At 42.6% G+C, this 20523-nt stretch carries 18 protein-coding genes and 1 pseudogene; 11 read left to right on the forward strand and 8 right to left on the reverse strand.

From position 1 onward, the window contains the following. Positions 1 to 63: 63 nt before the first annotated feature. Positions 64 to 1626, reverse strand: coding sequence for an exonuclease SbcCD subunit D C-terminal domain-containing protein (locus JMW64_RS07175; RefSeq protein ID WP_201553826.1), 1563 nt, complete (start codon positions 1624 to 1626; stop codon positions 64 to 66). Positions 1627 to 1899: 273 nt separating this feature from the next. Here JMW64_RS07175 and JMW64_RS07180 point away from each other — a divergent pair, with 273 nt between their 5' ends. Beyond that, positions 1900 to 2565, forward strand: a complete 666-nt coding sequence (locus JMW64_RS07180; protein ID WP_201553827.1) for a DUF4377 domain-containing protein — start codon at positions 1900 to 1902, stop codon at positions 2563 to 2565. 97 nt (positions 2566 to 2662) lie between these two features. Here JMW64_RS07180 and cysG read toward each other — a convergent pair whose 3' ends face one another. Then, entirely contained in the window at positions 2663 to 4267 is a 1605-nt protein-coding gene (gene cysG / locus JMW64_RS07185) for a siroheme synthase CysG (protein WP_201553828.1), read from the reverse strand. Positions 4268 to 4525: 258 nt separating this feature from the next. Further along, the gene (locus JMW64_RS07190) at positions 4526 to 5476 is read right to left on the reverse strand and encodes an acetyltransferase (protein WP_201553829.1); all 951 of its coding nucleotides are present in this window, start codon (positions 5474 to 5476) and stop codon (positions 4526 to 4528) included. A gap of 390 nt (positions 5477 to 5866) precedes the next feature. Between JMW64_RS07190 and JMW64_RS07195 the strand changes: the two genes are divergently transcribed. Then, the gene (locus tag JMW64_RS07195; protein ID WP_201553830.1) at positions 5867 to 6682 is read left to right on the forward strand and encodes a DUF817 family protein; all 816 of its coding nucleotides are present in this window, start codon (positions 5867 to 5869) and stop codon (positions 6680 to 6682) included. Between the two features lie 151 nt (positions 6683 to 6833). Here the strand turns inward: JMW64_RS07195 and JMW64_RS07200 are convergent, their stop codons facing one another. The 3 genes from JMW64_RS07200 to JMW64_RS07210 form a co-directional block, all read right to left on the reverse strand. Next, positions 6834 to 7472, reverse strand: coding sequence for a phosphoadenosine phosphosulfate reductase domain-containing protein (locus JMW64_RS07200; RefSeq protein ID WP_055125453.1), 639 nt, complete (start codon positions 7470 to 7472; stop codon positions 6834 to 6836). Positions 7473 to 7542: 70 nt separating this feature from the next. After that, complete coding sequence (locus JMW64_RS07205; RefSeq protein WP_201553831.1) at positions 7543 to 8163, reverse strand: DUF934 domain-containing protein; 621 nt, start codon at positions 8161 to 8163, stop codon at positions 7543 to 7545. After that, on the reverse strand, positions 8156 to 9847 hold the full coding sequence (locus tag JMW64_RS07210) for a nitrite/sulfite reductase (protein ID WP_201553832.1): 1692 nt from the start codon (positions 9845 to 9847) through the stop codon (positions 8156 to 8158). Before JMW64_RS07210 ends, JMW64_RS07205 begins: the two co-directional genes overlap by 8 nt. 242 nt (positions 9848 to 10089) lie before the next feature. Between JMW64_RS07210 and sat the strand changes: the two genes are divergently transcribed. After that, entirely contained in the window at positions 10090 to 11340 is a 1251-nt protein-coding gene (gene sat, locus JMW64_RS07215) for a sulfate adenylyltransferase (RefSeq protein WP_201553833.1), read from the forward strand. A 117-nt stretch (positions 11341 to 11457) separates the two neighbouring features. On the opposite strand, the gene JMW64_RS07220 is transcribed toward sat, so the two are convergent. Beyond that, positions 11458 to 11964 carry a hypothetical protein gene (locus JMW64_RS07220; protein ID WP_227676745.1) on the reverse strand — a complete coding sequence of 169 codons (507 nt, stop codon included), beginning with the start codon at positions 11962 to 11964 and terminating at the stop codon, positions 11458 to 11460. Positions 11965 to 12354: 390 nt separating this feature from the next. On the opposite strand from JMW64_RS07220, the gene JMW64_RS07225 reads away from it, so the two are divergent. The 5 genes and pseudogenes from JMW64_RS07225 to JMW64_RS07245 all read left to right on the forward strand — a co-directional run. Then, complete coding sequence (locus JMW64_RS07225; RefSeq protein WP_265089804.1) at positions 12355 to 13512, forward strand: sulfate ABC transporter substrate-binding protein; 1158 nt, start codon at positions 12355 to 12357, stop codon at positions 13510 to 13512. A 250-nt stretch (positions 13513 to 13762) separates the two neighbouring features. Continuing rightward, entirely contained in the window at positions 13763 to 14857 is a 1095-nt protein-coding gene (locus tag JMW64_RS07230) for a sulfate ABC transporter substrate-binding protein (RefSeq protein WP_201553834.1), read from the forward strand. Positions 14858 to 15140: 283 nt separating this feature from the next. Beyond that, positions 15141 to 16025 carry a sulfate ABC transporter permease subunit CysT gene (gene cysT, locus JMW64_RS07235; protein ID WP_198329918.1) on the forward strand — a complete coding sequence of 295 codons (885 nt, stop codon included), beginning with the start codon at positions 15141 to 15143 and terminating at the stop codon, positions 16023 to 16025. After that, a complete protein-coding gene (cysW, locus tag JMW64_RS07240) occupies positions 16025 to 16981 on the forward strand; it encodes a sulfate ABC transporter permease subunit CysW (protein ID WP_198329919.1) in 957 nt (318 codons plus the stop codon). Before cysT ends, cysW begins: the two co-directional genes overlap by 1 nt. A gap of 119 nt (positions 16982 to 17100) precedes the next feature. Then, positions 17101 to 17820: pseudogene (locus tag JMW64_RS07245) on the forward strand (sulfate/molybdate ABC transporter ATP-binding protein); the annotation flags it as partial. A 152-nt stretch (positions 17821 to 17972) separates the two neighbouring features. On the opposite strand, the gene JMW64_RS07250 reads toward JMW64_RS07245, so the two are convergent. Further along, the gene (locus tag JMW64_RS07250; RefSeq protein ID WP_045456178.1) at positions 17973 to 18302 is read right to left on the reverse strand and encodes an ArsR/SmtB family transcription factor; all 330 of its coding nucleotides are present in this window, start codon (positions 18300 to 18302) and stop codon (positions 17973 to 17975) included. 378 nt (positions 18303 to 18680) lie between these two features. Between JMW64_RS07250 and JMW64_RS07255 the strand changes: the two genes are divergently transcribed. From JMW64_RS07255 to bfr (JMW64_RS07265), 3 genes are all read left to right on the forward strand, one after another. After that, positions 18681 to 18872 (forward strand): (2Fe-2S)-binding protein, encoded by a 192-nt coding sequence (locus JMW64_RS07255; protein WP_198329921.1) that lies wholly within the window; start codon positions 18681 to 18683, stop codon positions 18870 to 18872. Positions 18873 to 19308: 436 nt separating this feature from the next. Continuing rightward, positions 19309 to 19797, forward strand: a complete 489-nt coding sequence (gene bfr / locus JMW64_RS07260) for a bacterioferritin (RefSeq protein WP_045447320.1) — start codon at positions 19309 to 19311, stop codon at positions 19795 to 19797. A gap of 67 nt (positions 19798 to 19864) precedes the next feature. Next, positions 19865 to 20344 carry a bacterioferritin gene (bfr, locus tag JMW64_RS07265; protein WP_201553836.1) on the forward strand — a complete coding sequence of 160 codons (480 nt, stop codon included), beginning with the start codon at positions 19865 to 19867 and terminating at the stop codon, positions 20342 to 20344. Positions 20345 to 20523 lie beyond the last annotated feature (179 nt).

The raw sequence follows: 20523 nt of genomic DNA on the forward strand, positions 1-20523 counted from the left end.
TAATGAGAAATGAAGCTATTATTCTAGCTAGCTTCGATCAACAGCGTTTATGATTACATAATGCTATTCAGCTTGAGTATCTTCATGACGTAAGTTATAAACGATTTGATCATAGGCGTCACGCAAAGATGATTTTTGCTCATCAGGAATATCATGAGCAATCAAGCAACGCTCGAATACTTCTTGCTCATTTAAATCTTGTAGCGTCTCAGAGATCTGTTGTTGATTTAGTACTTTATTATAGGTACGAGTGTTTTTGATTTTTAACACCTCGCACGGCAAATTATCTACCATCGTTTGGATATGCTCACGTAACTCGCTGATAATCTCCTCACCCGTATAAATAATTTCGAGCCATACAGACTCTGTTGCATCAAGAGATTGAATGACTTTATCTATAGCCTGATTAAGGCACTCCAAATCACCTGAAACTTGTGCTAACTTTTGAAATTTTGGAATAGGGAGGGAGATTACCTGCATCTGCGTCAAATTATCGCGATGCAATATTTTGTTGGGAGTATCGAGACTGTTAGTCATTGATTGGTTGTTTTGATCCCGTTGATCAGGGATGTTTTCTGTAGCAGCAGTTTTGGTCACCTCATTATTTTCTGATTGCTCGTCAAAACCAAACAAGTCATCCATAAATTCCGTCGTCTGACTGGCTGCTTTCTTAGCAGATTTTTCAATCGGGGTAACGGTATTGGTCAGCTGAGGAATAATGCTTTCAACTATATTATCTGAGGCTGAATTTTGACCGCTAATGTCATTTGCTACTGCACCAAACTGTACCAGTAATACTTGTTTTTGCTGTTTTGACTCACCAAATCCCATCGCGATTGGCGAGCCTGAATAGCGAATGCTCTCACGACCACCGACGCGTTGCGGTACGTGCAAATGTCCAAGCGCCACATAGTCAAAACTTTCATCGAACATGTCAGCAGAAATCTTACCGAGTGAGCCGACATAAAGCTCACGCACACCATCGTCTTCAGTAGTGGTGCCACCGGCTGCAAATAGATGCCCTGTAGCAATGATGGGAATGTGACGCTGGTGTACTTCAACTAATTTATCTTGATGAGCCTTAGCAATGCTAGCTACTTCATCATAATGGGCACGAATGCCTTTAATGACATTGGCATCTTTGCTATCAGCCGACTCGCCAGCCTGAGTGCTACGGACATCACGATCACGTAAATAGGGGACAGCCGCAATAATACAATGCGGGTTTCCATTTGTATCGTCTAACACCAATACTTCATTGTTTAAGTCTTCACAAGCGGTACCGATAACATGGACGTTTAAAAACTTGAGTACGTTACTTGGTGCATCTAAAAAAGTAGGGGAATCGTGGTTGCCTGCGACGATGACAATATGTTGACAGCATGATTTTGAAACTTTTCCTAAAAATTCATAATATAGCGCTTGAGCTCTATTGCTTGGGGTCATGGTGTCAAAAATATCACCAGCCACGATTAATATATCCACTTTCTGTAGGCTAATGGTCTCTTGTAGCCAACTTAAAAAGGCTTCAAATTCCTCATAACGCATTCGTCCATAGAGCCTACGCCCCAAATGCCAGTCGGAAGTGTGAAGGATAGTGAGAGGTTTGGTAGTAGATACAGGCATAATTGAGCTTCATGATGGATAAAAGACATCGATTATTCTAGCAAGAATTGGTGCGATTTGCTTTGCTATAAACTTACCAGTAAAGCAAAGTAGATAGGAATGAGTAGTTACATTTGACCGTAAATGAAACGATGATCGTTTATTAAAATAATGGCTATTTAAAAAAGCTGATTAATAAGGCGCGTTGTTAATAGTATTAAGTAACAAATAAATGGTACTAGAAAAGGTCCATATTTAGTAACATCCAAGCCATTATTAATATAAGGTTATGTTATGTCGTTTATCAGATTATGCACATTGGCTTTAATTGCCACTTCCTCTTTGGCTGCTTGTAGCAGTTATGAGCAAGCAAATATGAATAATAAAACCAGTGTGAGTCAAATAAAAGATAGCACCGCGTTTGTCCATTCGATTAAACCTAGTCATTCTGACGCAATCATTGGTCAAGTGACTGAGGTCATCTCGCAAGACAGAGAGCAGCAAAAAGTCACTATCGTCGCTCAAGATGGACAGACGTATACCGCGGAAATCAGTAAAGCTAACTTTGCTCAGAAAAACGCCCATCAAATGCAGAAATTAACCATAGGCGATTATGTTGAAGTGATGGGAGAGCAATCAACATCACAATCAGGGGTAGATAGTAAGCACCACATTACTGTCCATGCGATGCCTTATGTTTTACGTAAAATCATCATTGCTGACCATCAAGTAGACTGTGTCGGTGTTGCGCCGCAATCATGTTTACTGACTAAGCCTGCTGAACAAGCTAACGCCGACTGGGAGTATCGATATAGTGGTATAGAAGGTTTTGATTTTGAACCTAATTATGAATACACTTTGCTCATCAAGAATACACCTATTAGCAATCCGCCTGCTGACGCATCATCAATTCGTAGCACGCTAATAAAAGTCATCGAGAAACAAAAGACCAAATATTAATTGTTAAAAACGAATAGCTCATAAAAGGTCAATAGCGTTATACTTAAAAGCCCTGCTGATCTACTGGCAGGGCTTTTGAGAAATTGAAAATCATACTTCAACCAATCACTAACTGCTCCAAACCATCATCAGCCGTTGCCAAATTAGCCACCATAGATAACGCATGGGCTTGCTGGCTGGTATGATCTGCCTTTGATGTAGCCGCTGTGCCACCACGTAGCCAGTTACTAGCTGTAGCGTCACTATTGTTGTTTTTCTGCTGATTTTGCAAATTATACCAAGCCAAATCATGATGGAGTGCGACGACATCACCCATAATGAGCAAGGCTGGCGTGGGTAGCTGGTTTTTTTCTTGCAACTCAACAATGTCGGCAAGCGTTCCCGTTAATACTTGCTGATTGGGCATACTGGCATTGGAGACAATGGCAATCGGGGTATCACTACTGCGCCCTGCATCAATCAAGCCTGTCGTCAAACGCGCCAGCGAATGCAACCCCATATAAAATACGACTGTTTCATCCGTATTCAAAAAGCTCTTAAAGTTATTATTGGGCGCGCCAGCCTTTAAAAATCCGGTGACAAAACGTACCGACTGCGAATGGTCACGATGGGTCAGCGGAATGCCAGCATAGCTTGCGGCGGCATTGGCAGCGGTAATACCAGGTACGACTTGATACGGGATACTGTACGCACGCAAACTCTCAATTTCTTCGCCGCCACGGCCAAAGATGAAGGGATCACCGCCCTTTAAACGCACCACACGGCGACCCTCTTTTGCGCTATTGATCAACAACTCATTAATGCCTAATTGCGCTACTGCATGATTGCTTCGTTTTTTGCCAACAAACACTTTATCAGCATCACGGCGGCATAGGTCTAATACTTGCGGTGAGACGAGCGCATCATAGTAGACGATATCTGCTTGTTGCATCAAACGCAGCGCTTTAAACGTTAGCAACTCTGGGTCACCTGGGCCTGCACCAACGATATAGACTTCGCCTACATTATTTTGTAGGGTTTGAGGTTCTGTGGATATATCATTCTCTGTATGTTTTTCAGTGATAATTGATGCTGTTTTATCTAAATCGGCTTGTAATTGTGCCGCCGCTTCAGCTTCATTACCAGCAAACATCAGCTGACTGACTGGACCTTCAAATGCCTTTTCCCAAAACTGCCTGCGTCCTGTCAGCGTAGGTATTTTAGTTTTCACTTCGCTACGAAAATCACCAGCAAGCTTTGCCAATTTACCATAGCCTTGTGGAATCAAGGTTTCGAGGCGAGCGCGTAATAGACGTGCCAACACTGGCGCTTTGCCGTTTGACGATATGCCAATCACGATTGGATTGCGATCAACAATCGCAGGGAAGATAAAATCGCATAAATGCGGCGTATCGACGACGTTTACAGGGATATTTAATGCCGTCGCATCAGCATGTATTTGATGGTTAAGTGTCTCATCGTCAGTGGCAGCAATGATAACGCGTGCGCCTGTCATATAAGTTTTATTATAATTCTCATAAATCAGCTCATGCTTACTGTCACTGAGCAAGGCTTGTATTTCGTCGCTGATATTTGGCGCAAGAACAGTGATGCGCGCGCCAGCACGGCTGAGCAAATCCGCTTTACGTAGCGCCACATCGCCACCGCCAACAATCAGTGCTTTGCGACCTTCTAATTTAAAAAATAGGGGAAAGGTGTTCATAGGATTACCTGTAATTCATTCAATGTAAGGTATGTCGCTATTATGATGTATCACAGGCATACGCTCACGTAGCGAATTGGCATTAGCATATTCGTTTTTGTCATGTTAGTGAGGGTTTTTGATGTAAAAGGGAATAGGTGAGTCGTGAAATACAGAACTAAAAAAGCCACAGGCTTACGTCAAAGCTTGTGGCTGTCATTTAAATTAGATTTTTGCATTGGCTATTAGCAATAAAGAGATTTGACCACGTACAAGAACCTATTCAAACTCACTCAGCATCTTAGTCATACGGGCATCTTTCTGTTGCCAAATATCCTCTAACCAATCAAACATCATTTTTTTGGTGGTTTCATCACGGTCATAGCCGCCGTCCATGATGGCAGAAAATAATTCATCTGGTATCTTTAAGCGAGTCACATCGACGCCCAAACGGCGAATATTACCTTTCCATAAATCATCATAGTCAGGCGCGCCGTCTGGGTAGACAATGGTCACGTCCAAGATAGAATCCAACTCATTGCCTAACGCATTAATTGCTAATGACAAACCGCCAGCCCGTGGTTTTAACAAATGCTGATAAGGGGATTTTTGTTGGTCATGTTTTTCTTTAGTAAAGCGCGTACCTTCCAAATAGTTTAATAGCGCGAAAGGTTTGTCCTTTAATTGACGACATGCCCGCTTAGCCTCAAGCAAGTTTTGTTTTTTAAGTTCTGGATTCTTGGCCATCGCTTTGGCAGAAAAGCGCTTCATCATCGGAAAGTCTAAGAAATAAAAGGCTTGACCGATGACAGGGATATAAATCAGATTAAACTTGGTAAAAAACCGTGTCAAAGGCAGGGTATCTTGGCTGATATATTGCACAATGCTGGTATCAACCCATGATTGATGGTTGCTTACCAATAGATACTGCTTGTCTTCGCTCAGGTCGTCAGGCAGGTTAATGCGCCAGTCTTTGTGAGGCAGGGCATGATCAATGACGGCGTTATTACTATTAATCCAGTATTTGGTAATCGCAATCAGCGCATCATCCGCAGCTTTTGCTCCCGTCAATACTTTTGCCGCTCCCAAAGTCCAGATGGGCAGACCCACCATCGCACTATTGGCAGTAAGAACACTCGTACCAGTTAAAAAAGAGGCGGTCTTGCCTACCGTTGGTAGCTTATCGTGCAGTTTTTCATAGAGTGAATCGATTTTTTTTATAAAAGACATAATAAATATCCATATTGATGAGCGCGAGTGCCTATAAGGAAATAAAAAAGGATGAGTAACTTTGTCCATGATGTGGCTTTATAGCATCGGTTTAATGCCGAGCAGCCACTAAGGCAAGCTATAGAATACCGCAATGTTAGACAATAAAACGTTCAAGAAACGTTAATTATTCAAATGCTGACTTCTTTATACAGATAGAGATATTCAAAAACTATAGAAAATTGTCTATTAAGCGGAGTATTTGCTATAGTTTGGCGGCCTCTAATGAATACTTTACATAATAAGCTATTGTGAGGAAGAGGAAGATGTATGTCATGGTTCACCATAGCGTATTAAGCGAGCTGTTAAAGCAATAAACGGTAGTCAATATGATTGTAGTGCTAAACTAAGGTGTTGAACATTATTCCGCGTGGCGCCGCGCTAAGTTTAGCGTCTGCTTTGTTTGGCATACTTTTATTATTGGCTTTTGTACTGACTCATCAAATAAGTTGGTCAATTTCTGGTATCTATCGCTATGATCTGTTATTGGCTTATGCTTTGATTATTCAGGTTTTTTTGGTTTATTTCAAATTAGAAACGCCGCGTGAGGTATGGGTCATTGCTATTTTTCATATCATGGCCATGGCAATGGAGCTGTTTTTAACCCATCCCAAAATTGGTTCTTGGTATTATCCTGAACCATCCATTTTTAGAGTTGCCACTGTGCCACTTTTTGCCGGATTTATGTATTCGGCAGTAGGTAGTTTTTTAGCGCGTGGCTTAAGATTGTTTAATGCCTCTTTTACCGACTTACCACGTTTACTATGGGTGAGTTTATTGGTTATTTTTTCTTATGCCAACTTCTTCACTAAGTTTTTTGTCCCTGATATTCGCAATATATTGTTCATCGCTTCGATAATTTTATTTTGGAAAACCAGAGTGTTTTTTCAAATCCATCACAAAAATAATCTTCAATTGCGTGATACCAAGCAATATCAATGTCCATTTTTACCATTACTGTTGTTCCTCGCTTTTTTGGTTTGGTTGGCAGAAAATATTGCTACTTTTACCAATATTTGGCGTTATCCATCACAAGCAAATGTATGGCATATGGTAGGTTGGGGTAAGCTGGGCTCTTGGTACTTATTACTGATGTTAAGTCTAGTGTTGGTTTTGGCAGTCATGGGTAAAAGAGATGAGAAAGGCGGTTGGCAGTTAGCTCGATAATTTTGATACTTAAGTGTGTCCTCATTGTTTTGGCGGTAGCGCTTGGATTATAGATTCAAATTTTGTGGGACTGAGATATTGAATCTACTATGACAATAAAAAAACACCTCTTATATCTAAGAAGTGTTTTTATCGTAAAACTACGAAATACCTAAAGTTGCGTGTGCAAACCACACTCACGGCTTTCTTCTACTTTCGTCGGATCAAAGTAATCAAATTCATTCGGTAAGTTATGCTCTTCGAGATAAACATCTAAATCGGCGTCAGTGTTTTCAAACAATGGTGCTACTTTTAACACGCCATCTTTTGATAGGCTAAGTACATCAAGACCTTGGCGGAATTCGGTTTGATCTTTACGAATGGCATTGAACCAAACATCTGGCTTTAACTCATCTAGCGCACGGCGGAAGGGTTCCAGTTTTACTTGGTCAGTGAATTCATCATGCTGTGGGTTGTCGATACCTGGGATGCCGTTCATGGTCGCGTCACGATACGCCGCTGTTTGCTTAGGAATATAAGTGATGACGTTTAAGTTTAAATCACGGATGACTTTATTGGCAAATTGATAAGTGGCATCAGTATTGTAGCCTGAGTCTACCCACAATACGGTGATGTCAGGGCGCTGCTTGGCCACCAAATGCAGAATCGCTGACTCGTATGGGCGGAAGTTAGTCGTGATGATTGGGTTTTTCGCTTGGCTTAATGCCCACTCAACGATTTGCTCAGGCGACTTGCCTTGCAATGCTTGGTTGGCTTGGTCGAGGTCTAAACTTGGATGTAATTGGCTCATAATACCTTCCTTAATGGTTGTTAATATAAAAGTGTCGATTAAAAATTAAAATTTATGATCAGTGTTAAAGCTAGGCGATTGAGGGTTCTGACGGTTTAGCAAACATCGGTAAATCCGAAGCACTTTGTCCATCATAACTACTGGCAAGGGCAGTAAATGCTTGCTCAATACCGAATTTAGAGTCTGGCTGCATGTCATGCTCGCTCAATACAAAGCTATCAACACCCATGCGCAGTAGATATGCGATTTGATCACGGCCAAACGCGCCAGCCACCCGAATCTCACCTTGGTAGCCAATTTGGCGTAGGGTACGTGCAAAGCTAAAATTGCGACCATCAGCGAATTTCGGTACATCAATCACGATAAGCGCCTGCGTTGATAAGAACTCACTAAGACCTTCTAACGCATCAGCATCGGTGTCAGCCGTCACCCACAATCCAAGGCGGCTACTGTGCTGTACAATCAGCTCATAAATCTCTTTAACCAGACCACCGACCTGCACGCCTGAGTTATCCAATAAATCAGCGAGCGGTACAATCACATCGGGCTTTTCTTGCCTTTGTAGCAACTCAAGCAACGTAATGTTTGTTGATACAATACTCTCTGGTAGCGCGTCCGTAGTGAGCACATGCCATGTATCTTGGCTGCCGATATCTACGCCATGACTGTCCAAAATATGGTGATTAGCCATAGACCTTCTCCTTAAATGGATCAATACCAACGCGCTCAACCAATTGACCAAAGCTTTCGACATCATTGTCGGTACTGGCTCGCAAGTCTACATAGACATCGACGATCTGCTGTATGGTATTGGCAACCTCAAGAGCAGGGACAGACTTACCTAAGATTTTGCCAAGTTTGGCATCGTCACTGGAATTGCCGCCAATGCTGATCTGATACCAATGCTCACCTTTTTTATCCACACCCAAGATGCCAATGTCACCTGTATGATGGTGCGCACAAGCATTGATACAACCAGACATGTTTAAGCGAATCTCACCCAAATCATACAGGTAGTCCAAATCATCGAACTGTTTTTCGATCTGTTCAGCGATGTTGTGTGTCGTCGCATTAGCAAGCGAGCAGTAGTCCCAACCTGGGCAGACAATCATATCTGTTAGGGTATTGATATTAGCGCGTGCTAAATGCAACTCTGCTAGCTGCTGCCACAATTCATAGAGAGTGTTGGTTTGCACATCAGCGAATACCAGATTCTGTTGATAAGTACCACGCAGCTCACCAAAGCTGTATTTGTCAGACAGATCAGCCAGTGCATCCATCTGCGACTCGCTGACATCACCAGAGGGCACATATTTGCCATCGACCAAGCCTGCTTTGAGCGAAATAACGACCGCACGATAACCAGCGACTTTATGCGCTACCGTGTTTTGGTTGTACCAATTGGCAAAATCTTTATCAGCATTTAATTGCTGTTGTAGCTCAGACTGTACTTGTAGCGCATCAAACGACAGATAGTCAGGCTCACTAAAAAAGCTGCTCGCCGTCGCAAAGTTCTCATCAGTTAAGGTAAGCGAACCATCTTTGGTATGAGCTTCCCACTCAGCATTGACCAATTTGGCAAAGGCAGGGCCGCCCATGCTCTCAACCAATATCTTAATGCGTGATCGGTATTTACTGCCTTTATCACGGCGACCATGCAAGTTATAGACACGCAAGATGGCGTCTAAATAGCTAAGCAGATGCTGACGCGGCAAGAACTTATTGATGACTTTACCAAGAACAGGAATACGTCCTAGACCACCACCGACCAATACTTCAAAACCAATCTCGCCCTCATCGTTGGTTTTGATATGCAGACCGACATCATGTACTTGGGTTGCCGCGCGGTCATCATTGGTACCGATGACAGCAATCTTAAATTTACGCGGCAAAAAAGCAAACTCAGGATGGAAGGTTGACCACTGACGAATAATCTCACAATAGGGACGTGGGTCAGCGATTTCTTCTTTATGAATACCAGCATATGGATCGGTGGTTGTGTTACGAATACAGTTGCCCGAGGTTTGGATCGAGTGCATCTGTACTGATGCCAGCTCTGCCAAAATATCTGGCACGTCTTCTAGCTTTGGCCAATTCAGCTGGATATTGGTACGGGTAGTGAAGTGCCCATAACCTTTGTCATATTTACGAGTAATTTCAGCCAATTTTCGCAATTGGTAGCTGGCAAGTAGCCCGTAAGGAATGGCGATACGCAACATCGGTGCATAACGCTGAATATAAAGGCCGTTTTGCAAGCGCAGCGGCAAAAATTGCTCTTCTGGCAGCTCACCTGCCAAAAACCGTTCGGTTTGGTCGCGAAACTGAGCGACTCTTTCTTCTACCAAGGTTTGGTCAGCGTAATTATATTGATACATGACGTAATCTCAATTTTGTTTTTAGTCTTAAAAGCAGTGACGAAAATGATTTGCGTGTGTAATCGGTCTTATTGCCAGTCGCAAGGTAAACCATGCAGAGTCACATCATATAAGCTTGCGTCTATAAACATAAATTCCTTTAAGACATATGTATATCCAAACACAGCATAAATTTTCATAACGAAAGTTAGGTAGCCTATGCTTATCAAATTTATCACTACCCATAAAGGTTATAAATCAATATGACACCTATCACCTCTAAGCAACCATCAAAACTTGTTCCGCCGCATGGCAGCACTGAGCTTAAGCCATTACTATTACAAGGTGATGCACGAAAAGAAGCATTAAAACTTGCTAGCACATTGCCGACCATTACTCTAAGCTCACGTGAGCGTGGTGATTTAATCATGTTCGGTATTGGCGGCTTTACGCCGTTGCATGGCTTTATGAATCAAGCAGACTGGCAGGGTGTGGTTGATGATATGCGTTTACAAAGTGGTGACAATGCAGGCTTGTTCTGGCCAATTCCGATCACCTTGTCTGCACCAAAAGCGACTGCAAATGGTTTGAGTCAAGGCGATAAAGTAGCCTTGGTTGCTCAAGACGGCGAAATCATGGGTATCTTGACGGTAGAAGAAACCTATACCATCGATAAAAAGCATGAGTGTCAGCAAGTATTCACCACAACAGACCCAGAACATCCGGGCGTACAACAAGTTTTAGAGCAAGGCGAAGTCAATATCGCAGGTAGTGTCGAGGTATTGAGCGAAGGCGAGTTCCCAACGTTATATCCAGAAATCTACAAAACGCCAGCAGAAACCCGCGCTATTTTGGACGCTAAGAGTTGGAAAACGGTTGCGGCATTTCAAACGCGTAATCCAATGCACCGCTCACATGAGTATTTGGCAAAAATTGCAATTGAGATCTGTGATGGCGTATTGATTCATTCATTGCTAGGGGCACTCAAACCTGGTGATATCCCAGCCGACGTCCGTCAAGAAGCCATCAAAACCTTGATTGATAATTACTTTAGACAAGACACCGTTATTCAAGCCGGTTATCCGCTAGATATGCGTTATGCCGGTCCACGCGAGGCATTATTGCATGCCGTATTCCGTCAAAACTATGGCTGTAGCCACTTGATTGTTGGTCGTGACCATGCTGGTGTCGGCGATTATTATGGGGCATTTGATGCACAAACGATTTTTGAACAGGTTGGGAAAGATGACCTTATCACTCAACCACTAAAAATTGGCTGGACGTTCTGGTGTAATGCTTGTAATGCCATGGCATCAGATAAGACTTGCCCGCATGAAGCGTCTGAACACGTTAAAGTATCAGGTACCAAGCTGCGTAAAGCGTTATCAGAAGATGAAGAAGTACCAGACAACTTTAGCCGTCCAGAAGTATTACAAATTTTGCGTGATTATTATGCTGGTATCGCAAGAGAGGAACGTGCTGAAGTAAAATTGGTTGGTGCCTCTGCGGTGTAAACCAAGATTATCAGCATACAAACCAGTATCAAAAAAAAGGTGTCAGATGATAAGTCTGACACCTTTTTTTGATACTGGTTTTCAACGCCTGTTATCTAAGCTAGCGTTCGTTATCTATTAAATCTCTAAATCTGTTGTCAGCTTTTGATACTCACCAACCAATGTGCCACCGCCAGAGCAGAAGTAGTTAAGCGCGTATTTATCTTGACTATCAATAGTCAGCTTATCATCCTTAAATTGAAAGAATGCCGTACTGTCATTGACTTTGCTTTGGAAAATAATGCCGTGCGCGTCATCTTGACCCATTAATGTCGCCTTGCCATCAAACTGGCAACTGGGCTTTTTAATATCGCTACGGGCGCGAACCTTTATGTTGATTTGCTGATCACTCTCCGCCCGTACCATGACGCCAACCCAATCATAGCCTTGCGCGCGCTTTTCATAACCTTCATCAGCATAATCTCCAACGACTGCTTGCACAGCTGGCATGACATCGGCTATCGGTTGTTTTATAGCTTGGTGATTCACGCTAGGTGTCACGTTATTACAGCCACTTAAGGCAAACAGAGCCGCCGATGTGGTGAAAAATACCGAAAAAAAGCGTGAGTGACGAGGTGGAGACATGATCATTTAAGTACCTTTGATAAAGGAGTGATTAAGAGGAATGGTCGTTATCTAAACGCAACGCCTAACAGCGTGGCTGTAAGGATATTAGAGATAGTATCGTTTACATAAAGGCTCGTCTATATAGTAAGCAATACCATTACTTACTCAAAAGTGTCTGCTCATCACTATAGCGCAAAATACTTAGAAAAAATAAGCCTTGTAAAATAATTAATAAAATGACTTATGCCAAGTTAACCACTCGATAAGCGCATTTGTCACTAAGCATTTGACTCTCATGCTGTTAGCATATTTCTCATTATCCATAGAACCGCATCCAAAGAATTATGAGCATTAATAAGATTGTTAATGCTGTGGAAAACGCTTCTATCAACATTATCGAGAGCACCCATGCAACCAGATAACAAAAGTATTCAGCAAATATCTCAAAAGCATCATTTTGCTAACCTCCATACCCTTATTAAGGATAAAGAGACGCCAACGCCGCTCGCCAATATCAGTGTTAAAGTTGGTAGCGTACTGGCGTTTGCCATGCTAATGACAGGCTGTAATCCTACCGAAGCCACTCAACAAGACGGCTCGAACGCAACGGGTGATGCAAAAAATATCAGTTTATTAAATGTCTCTTATGATGTATCACGCGATTTTTATAAAGATTATAACGCTTTATTTAGCACAGATTATCAGCAAAAGCATTCAGACAGTCAGGTCAATATCAACCAATCACATGGTGGCTCAAGCAAACAAGCATTATCGGTTGCCAATGGTCTGCAAGCAGATGTAGTCACTTTAAACCAAGAAAGTGATATGAATCTGTTGGTTAAAAAAGGCTTGGTCACAGCTGACTGGCAGCAAGCGTTCCCGAACAATGCGGTGCCTTATACCAGTACCATGGTGCTATTGGTGCACGATGGTAACCCCAAAAACATCAAAGACTGGTCGGACTTGGCGCGTAACGATATCGACGTGGTGATACCAAACCCGAAAACCAGTGGCACCGCGCGTTATGCGTTTTTGGGTGCCTATGGTTACGGATTACATCAATTTAAAGAAACGGTACAAAGTCCTGCCAAAACGGATGATTTTATCAAAAAACTACTGGCAAACGTGGTCACTTATGACAATGGTGCCCGCGCCGCAACAACCAGCTTTACTCAGCGCGGGCTGGGGGATGTGCTCATCACGACTGAAAATGAAGCGCATTTAGCCGCCCAGCAATTTGCAAAGGGTAAAGTTGACATTGTATACCCAAGCTATTCTATTGTGATTGCTAACCCAGTGGCGGTCGTAACAGCCGTCACTGACAAGGACGGCAAGACGGCAGCGGCGAATGCTTACTTAAAAGGCTTATGGGACACCCCAGCACAAGAGCTCATGGCACAGATGTATATGCGTCCAAGTAACCCACAAGTGCTGGCAGCTCACAAAGCAACCTTGCCTGATGTTGAGACTTTTGAGCCGGTAGCAGTGTTTGGTTCTTGGGAGCAGATTATGAGCACTTTCTTTGTCGATGGTGGGCGTTTTGATCAGCTGGCAAGAGTGAAGTAGGGAGCCGTTTGTCAAGAGATTGTCAATGGCCTGATACATACTCAAAGTGCTCAATTTGTATGAGCCAGAGCGGGTAGTTAGTAGGGTGTCAGCGTTATGTATTAACGATATTATTTAAGTGATTGATAACCTTGTATTTATCCCTTTGTTATTCCATTTTGGCAATAACATACGCATATTCATCATTAAACATAATAAGATGGCACTGTTAGCATACTTGCATTACTTAACAGATACCTTTGAGGGATTTATGACATACGCTTTGCAATATCAACAAAAAAGTAAAAAACGTAACGTCTTGAGCATTGCAGGCGTTGCATTAACCTTGGGGCTGGTTGGCTGTAGCAATAGCGAGACAGAAACGACTGCTAATACAGATGGCACAGCTGCCACAGAAGGTCAAAATATTGAGCTACTGAACGTCTCTTATGATGTGGCACGTGACTTTTATAAAGACTACAACCCATTATTCGTTGAGCATTATAAAGCGGAAAATCCAAACAGCAATATTCTAATCAAGCAGTCACATGGTGGCTCAAGCAAACAAGCGCTGTCAGTTGCCAATGGTCTGCAAGCAGATGTCGCTACCATGAACCAAGGCTCTGATATTGAGCTGCTTGAGAAAAAAGGTTTGGTTGAGTCAGATTGGGAAAGCAAATTCCCAGACAATGCCGTTCCTTTTACCAGCACCATCGTATTCTTAGTCCGTAAAGATAATCCAAAAGGCATCAATGACTGGGAAGACTTGACCAAAGAAGGCGTTGAGATTGTCATGGCCAATCCAAAAGTGACGGGTAATGGTCGTTATGCATTCTTGGGCGCTTATGGTTATGGCTTGCACGCTTTTGATAAAAACGAGACCAGTGCCAAAAACTACGTGAAAGACATGCTTAAAAACGTCAAAGTTTATGAGAATGGCGGGCGCGCCGCGACCACTACATTCGTTCAACGTGGTATCGGTGATGTCCTAGTGACTTTTGAAAATGAAGCCAACCTTGCTGCCACTGATTTCGGTGCTGGTAAAGTAGACATCGTTTATCCTAAGTACTCTATTAAATCAGAAAGCCCTGTTGCGATTGTCAAGTCAGTGACAGATAAAAAAGGCACAACGGATGCTGCAAAGGCTTATCTTGACTACTTATGGAGCGAGCCTGCTCAGCAGCTAGCAGCCAATCTATACTTGCGTCCTAGCGTCAAAAGCGTCCTTGATAAAAATGGTGATAAATTACCACCGATCGAAACCTTCCGTCCAAATGATGCCTTTGGCACGTGGGATGAAATCATGGGTACTTACTTCAGTGATGGCGGTGTATTCGACCAGCTAGCCATTAACGCACCGCAGTAATCACTTGCTAAGTGCATAAGAGAAGCTACTGCGCTAGCAAATGCAGCCAGTCACACCATTAGTCATGCAGAACCTCATAAAGGACATGGTCATATACGCTATGTCCTTTATACCGTAAGCACACTAATAACTACCTGATAGCATGGTTTTATGGACGACATCATCGTTAAATGCTTTCTGTTAAGTGCTCTTTTTAAGTATCAATAGTGAAAACCCACGTGAAGCAATAACAATAAATAGTAATCATCGCTAAGTACGATTGGTTAGGCAATAGGACATCATTATGAGTGCAAAAACATCTCCTGCCAGCAAAGCCCCTGCAAAAAAAGGGTGGTTAACACGTTTGCGCCAACGCAATGTGCTGCCAGGGTTCGGCCTGAGCATGGGTATCACGGTCTTTAGCTTGTCGCTATTGGTGGTATTACCGTTTGCCATGATGGCCTACACCACGACTCAGATGGGTTGGACTGGATTCTGGGAGACGATTAGTCAACCGCAAGTCACTGCTGCTATCAAGCTAAGCTTATGGATGTCGTTTTTAGCGATGCTCACCAATATGGTGTTTGGCACATTGGTCGCTTGGGTGCTCGTACGCTACGAGTTCTGGGGTAAGTCGTTGATTAATGCGCTAGTTGATTTACCATTTGCATTACCAACGGCGGTCACAGGCATTTCGCTTGCGACCCTTTATGCCCCTAATGGTTTGATTGGACAGTGGTTTGATAAATTTGGCATTCAGGTCGCCTTTACACCTATAGGTATTTGGCTCGCCTTGGTTGTGGTCAGTTTTCCCTTTATTGTCCGTGCGGTACAGCCTGTACTCGCTGAGCTATCGGTTGAATTTGAAGAGGCAGCCGCGGTATTGGGTGCCAATCGCTTGACGACGTTTCGCAAAGTAATTTTGCCAGAGCTGTTGCCCGCTTTACTCATGGGTGCAGGGATGATGTTTGCTCGTGCCACTGGCGAGTACGGTTCGGTTATCTTTATCGCTGGCAATATTCCCATGCAATCAGAGATTTTACCGCTCATTATCATTAGTAAACTAGAGCAGTTTGATGTTCAAGGGGCTTCTGCAGTTGCATTATTTATGCTACTGATCTCATTTGTGATCTTATTGACCATTAACATCATGCAGTGGAAACTGTCGCGCCGTGTAGGAGCTCGCTAATGCAAATATCTAATAGCTACGACTACCAGAGCAACGCAGCGACTAAAGATACGCCATGGATACGCCTTACCTTTATCGTCATCGCAGTGCTATTTATGGTCATCATGTTGGTCATTCCGTTGCTGGCTGTGTTCTATGAAGCTTTTAAAGGTGGCTGGCAGTTGTATATTGCCTCGCTGGTTGATCCAGAAGCCTTACAAGCCATTAAACTGACGTTAATTACCGCGGCTATCGTCTTACCCATCAATATGGTGATGGGTATCGCAATCGCATGGTTAGTAACGCGCTATCAGTTTAAAGGTAAGCAGCTGGTCACCACTTTGCTTGATCTGCCATTTTCAGTATCACCCGTCGTTGCAGGTTTGATGTTTGTTTTACTATTCGGACTCAATTCCACCATTGGCGGCTGGCTTGAGAGCATGGGATTCCAAGTTATTTATGCGGTTCCAGGGATCGTGCTCGCTACTTTATTTGTCACCTTTCCCTTTGTAGCACGTGAGCTGATACCGCTGATGCAGACGCAAGGCGACTCTGAAGAGCAAGCGGCATTGACCTTGGGCGCAACTGGTTGGCAGACGTTTTGGCATGTGACATTACCCAATATCAAATGGGCACTACTTTATGGTTTAATTTTGACCAATGCGCGGGCAATGGGTGAGTTTGGGGCAGTGAGTGTGGTATCTGGTCATATTCGCGGCGAGACCAATACCATGCCACTACTGGTTGAGATTGCTTACAATGATTATAACTTTACCGCCGCTTTTGCCTTATCAAGTCTACTTGCCGCGCTGGCGCTCGTGACGTTGCTTATTCAACAAGTCATGACTAAGCTACAAGAGCGCAAATTTGCCAAGTCCGAACGGCTGGCAAGTGTGCCTGAGTTACTGGTAAGTGCCAACGCTACTAAGGCTACCAATACTACTGATGCAACAACCACTGAAAGTTCGGATAAATGATAAGCAAAATTATCTACACTTGGTCTGCACAAGGGCTGGCATTAGATTTAATTTAATAATGTAAAGGCGGTAACTAAAAAATCTGCCACGATACCAAAGATATAATAAGAGAACCCATTATGAGCATCGAGATTCGCAACGTTAATAAAAAATTCGGTCAGTTTACCGCCTTAGATAATATCAATATCACCGTGCCGACTGGCAAGCTGACCACTTTGCTGGGACCATCAGGCTGTGGCAAAACGACGTTGCTACGCATTATCGCCGGCTTAGAATATGCTGACTCAGGGCAAATATTTTTTGATGAGATGGATGTGACCAATACGCCAGTACAAAAGCGCCATATTGGCTTTATGTTTCAGCATTACGCATTGTTTCGTCATAAAAATATCGCCGATAATGTCGCCTTTGGACTGACCTTGTTACCAAAGAATGAGCGGCCAAGTAAGGCAGATATCAATAAGCGCGTTGCTGAGCTATTAGACTTGGTGCAGTTACCACAAGTGGCCAATGCTTATCCGCATCAACTCTCTGGTGGTCAGCGTCAACGGATTGCGCTGGCTCGTGCCTTAGCAGTGAAGCCGAAGTTATTGTTGCTCGATGAGCCTTTTGGCGCACTCGATGCCAAGGTACGTAAAGAGCTGCGCACGTGGCTAAAGAACATCCATCATGAGCTTGGTATTACCAGTATCATGGTTACTCACGATCAAGAAGAAGCCCGCGCCGTCTCAGATGAGATCGTGGTCATGAATCAAGGGCGGGTAGAGCAGGTAGGCACATCGGAGGAGCTGATACACCAGCCAGCCAATGCGTTTATCAGTGATTTTTTAGATTTGGCATAGTAAAATTTGGTGCAGTTCTTCTATTATCACCCATAAAAAAAGACCTACAATAAATAGGTCTTTTTTTATGGGTTAAAGCAGGTCTCAATTTCATTTGGTATCTAGCGTTATTGAGATCAAATGTTGATAGCAATAATGCTAGATAGTCATCATATCTCAGCAGGCTTGGACATATCGATATCTTTGCTAGATATTTGTTTATAAGTAATATCCAAAATCTCTTGGCACCATTCTGGCAAGTCGTCAGCGACTTCATACCACATCCACGTACCGTCGCGAACACAGCTTAAAATACCGAGTTTCTTTAAATGGTTCAGATGACGCGATATCGTTGGCTGTGGTTGATCTAGTATTTCTACTAACTCACCAACACAGCGCGATTCTTTGTTAAATAGAATTTGAAATATTTTTAAGCGCGTCGGGTCAGATAAGACTTTAAATAACTCGATAGGTCGTATCGTAAAATTATTATCAGACATAGAACAATTCCAATTGGGCTTTGTTAATAGGGGTTCAATATAACAGCAGTTATCTACAAAATCGATTAAAAAATGGGCTAAATTACAGTTCGTCGTTAATTTACTACCTTTCATCATATTCGGTTACACGCACGCTTATATTCACTTACATCAATTAACTGCGTGCAATATAACTCTACTTTCATGACTGTACTTTTATACCAATAATATATCAAATGCTATTGCAAATGATAATAGTTATCGTTATTATATATCAAGCCATAAAAATGACCGTGAATATCAAGACAAACACTCTATTCACCATTTTTATCATCAATGCACTAAATTTATGAGCAATAAAAGCAGTTACCGAATAGCGGTATTCAGAGGAGCCAGACCATGTACGTATGCATCTGTAATGACGTAAAAGAAAAGCAAATCAAAGCAGCCATTGCTTCAGGTATCGATACCCTTGACGGTCTAAAAGATACCCTCGATGTTGCGACTTGCTGTGGCTGCTGCGAACCGATGGTTAACGATTACCTAGATGAGTATCATGCGAGACTCGATGTCTTGGCTTACGCTGTTTAAGCGTTATCAAACCAGAGATTTACTACCCAGCTGTTCATCACCTCATTACACCAATATCACTAGTACGCCTCGATATCACATACATTCAATATTCCGCACTTATCCTTTGGTCATTATACATAAAGGGTAAGTTGCGAGCGTCCATATAACTTTACCTATACACCTACTACAATGATATTGAGCATCATTAGCAGCCATTATTGTGATAAACCAGTGACTACTAAAGCTAGTTAATTATGATTCTCAATTAGCATCTTATTCTTAGTTCATAACATTACAAGCTGTATAGAGCCTATATGCTACTATATCTGTCTCACGTTGTAAGACGTTTTGTTGATTTTGATCTTTACTGATCAGTTTACCAATAGTACTATCCTTATATGGATAATTATGAATGTATGGTGATCTGTAAAATATAAATAGGGGAGTATAGGTTATGATAGGTAGCCCAAAAGTCATTGATTATTTGAATTTTTTGTTAGGCGGTGAGCTTGCTGCCCGTGACCAGTATTTTATTCACTCAGAAATGTATGCTGAGTGGCATTATGGTAAATTGTACGACCGTATCCATCATGAGATGGCAGATGAGACGCTACATGCCCAATCTATTATTCGCCGTATCCTAATGTTGAGCGGCACACCGAAAATGACGGTCAATGCCATCAATATCGGCGCGACAGTTCCTGAAATGCTGCAACTTGACCTTGAGCTAGAGTATCAAGTACAACAGCACTTAAAAGACGGTATTGCTCTTTGTGAAGCAGAGCGCGATTATGTCACGCGTGAGATGTTGGTAGAACAACTAAAAGACACTGAAGAAGATCATGCGCATTGGCTTGAGCAACAGTTGCGCTTAATTGAGATGATCAGTCTGCCCAATTATCTGCAAAGCCAAATGGCTGAAGTCACTCCCAATCTTGTTTAATGTCACGAAGATATGAACAATAACCATAGTATTTAGCATAAATAACGACATGAAAGGGAGAGAGATAATGAAAGGGGATAAAGAGGTTATTCGCGCTTTAAATAAAGTGCTCGGACAGTCATTGATTGCCATCAACCAGTACTTTTTACATGCGCGCATTGCGCGCCATTGGGGATTAGAAGCCCTTAATGAGAGTTTCTACAAACAATCCATCGCTGAGATGAAATGGTCTGATGAGCTGATTGCCCGAATTTTATTGCTAGGCGGTTTACCAAATTTGCAAGATTACGGCAAGATGTTCATCGGTGAAGATGTGCCAGAGATTATCGAATGCAATTTGCGCTTAGAAAAACAAAAGTTCGAGATCATTACCGATGCTATTACTCTATGTGAAACAAAGTCTGACTATGTGTCACGCCAGCTATTGGTGACGCTAAAAGATGGTAATGAAGAGTATCAAGACTGGTTAGAGACTCAAGAAGACTTGATCGAAAGCGTTGGGGTTGAGCGCTATATCCAATCACAAATGGATGATGACGCGCCTTAATGGTTCATTATTGATGCAATGAGCCGTACTGTGCTCTAAAAATGCCAGCGTGTCTTGTGGTTTATAATCACTTACATGTTGGCATTTTTATGTCTCATATTTGACAACGCGTGCTATCAGCACTGCTGACAAAAGCAACGCTTAATCAATATTTTTTCAAACTCTTTATTCAAAATCTA

The organism is Psychrobacter immobilis (assembly GCF_904846065.1).
Taxonomy (GTDB): domain Bacteria; phylum Pseudomonadota; class Gammaproteobacteria; order Pseudomonadales; family Moraxellaceae; genus Psychrobacter; species Psychrobacter immobilis_H.

Bases quoted from the DNA above. Each gene is read 5' to 3' on its own strand.
- JMW64_RS07225 (WP_265089804.1), top strand. From the start codon at position 12,355: ATGCAACCAGATAACAAAAGTATTCAGCAAATATCTCAAAAGCATCAT.
- JMW64_RS07220 (WP_227676745.1), bottom strand. From the start codon at position 11,964: ATGTCTCCACCTCGTCACTCACGCTTTTTTTCGGTATTTTTCACCACA.
- bfr (WP_201553836.1), top strand. From the start codon at position 19,865: ATGAAAGGGGATAAAGAGGTTATTCGCGCTTTAAATAAAGTGCTCGGA.
- JMW64_RS07205 (WP_201553831.1), bottom strand. From the start codon at position 8,163: ATGGCTAATCACCATATTTTGGACAGTCATGGCGTAGATATCGGCAGC.
- sat (WP_201553833.1), top strand. From the start codon at position 10,090: ATGACACCTATCACCTCTAAGCAACCATCAAAACTTGTTCCGCCGCAT.
- cysW (WP_198329919.1), top strand. From the start codon at position 16,025: ATGCAAATATCTAATAGCTACGACTACCAGAGCAACGCAGCGACTAAA.
- JMW64_RS07250 (WP_045456178.1), bottom strand. From the start codon at position 18,302: ATGTCTGATAATAATTTTACGATACGACCTATCGAGTTATTTAAAGTC.
- bfr (WP_045447320.1), top strand. From the start codon at position 19,309: ATGATAGGTAGCCCAAAAGTCATTGATTATTTGAATTTTTTGTTAGGC.
- JMW64_RS07210 (WP_201553832.1), bottom strand. From the start codon at position 9,847: ATGTATCAATATAATTACGCTGACCAAACCTTGGTAGAAGAAAGAGTC.
- cysG (WP_201553828.1), bottom strand. From the start codon at position 4,267: ATGAACACCTTTCCCCTATTTTTTAAATTAGAAGGTCGCAAAGCACTG.
- JMW64_RS07180 (WP_201553827.1), top strand. From the start codon at position 1,900: ATGTCGTTTATCAGATTATGCACATTGGCTTTAATTGCCACTTCCTCT.
- JMW64_RS07255 (WP_198329921.1), top strand. From the start codon at position 18,681: ATGTACGTATGCATCTGTAATGACGTAAAAGAAAAGCAAATCAAAGCA.
- JMW64_RS07190 (WP_201553829.1), bottom strand. From the start codon at position 5,476: ATGTCTTTTATAAAAAAAATCGATTCACTCTATGAAAAACTGCACGAT.
- JMW64_RS07175 (WP_201553826.1), bottom strand. From the start codon at position 1,626: ATGCCTGTATCTACTACCAAACCTCTCACTATCCTTCACACTTCCGAC.
- JMW64_RS07230 (WP_201553834.1), top strand. From the start codon at position 13,763: ATGACATACGCTTTGCAATATCAACAAAAAAGTAAAAAACGTAACGTC.
- JMW64_RS07200 (WP_055125453.1), bottom strand. From the start codon at position 7,472: ATGAGCCAATTACATCCAAGTTTAGACCTCGACCAAGCCAACCAAGCA.
- cysT (WP_198329918.1), top strand. From the start codon at position 15,141: ATGAGTGCAAAAACATCTCCTGCCAGCAAAGCCCCTGCAAAAAAAGGG.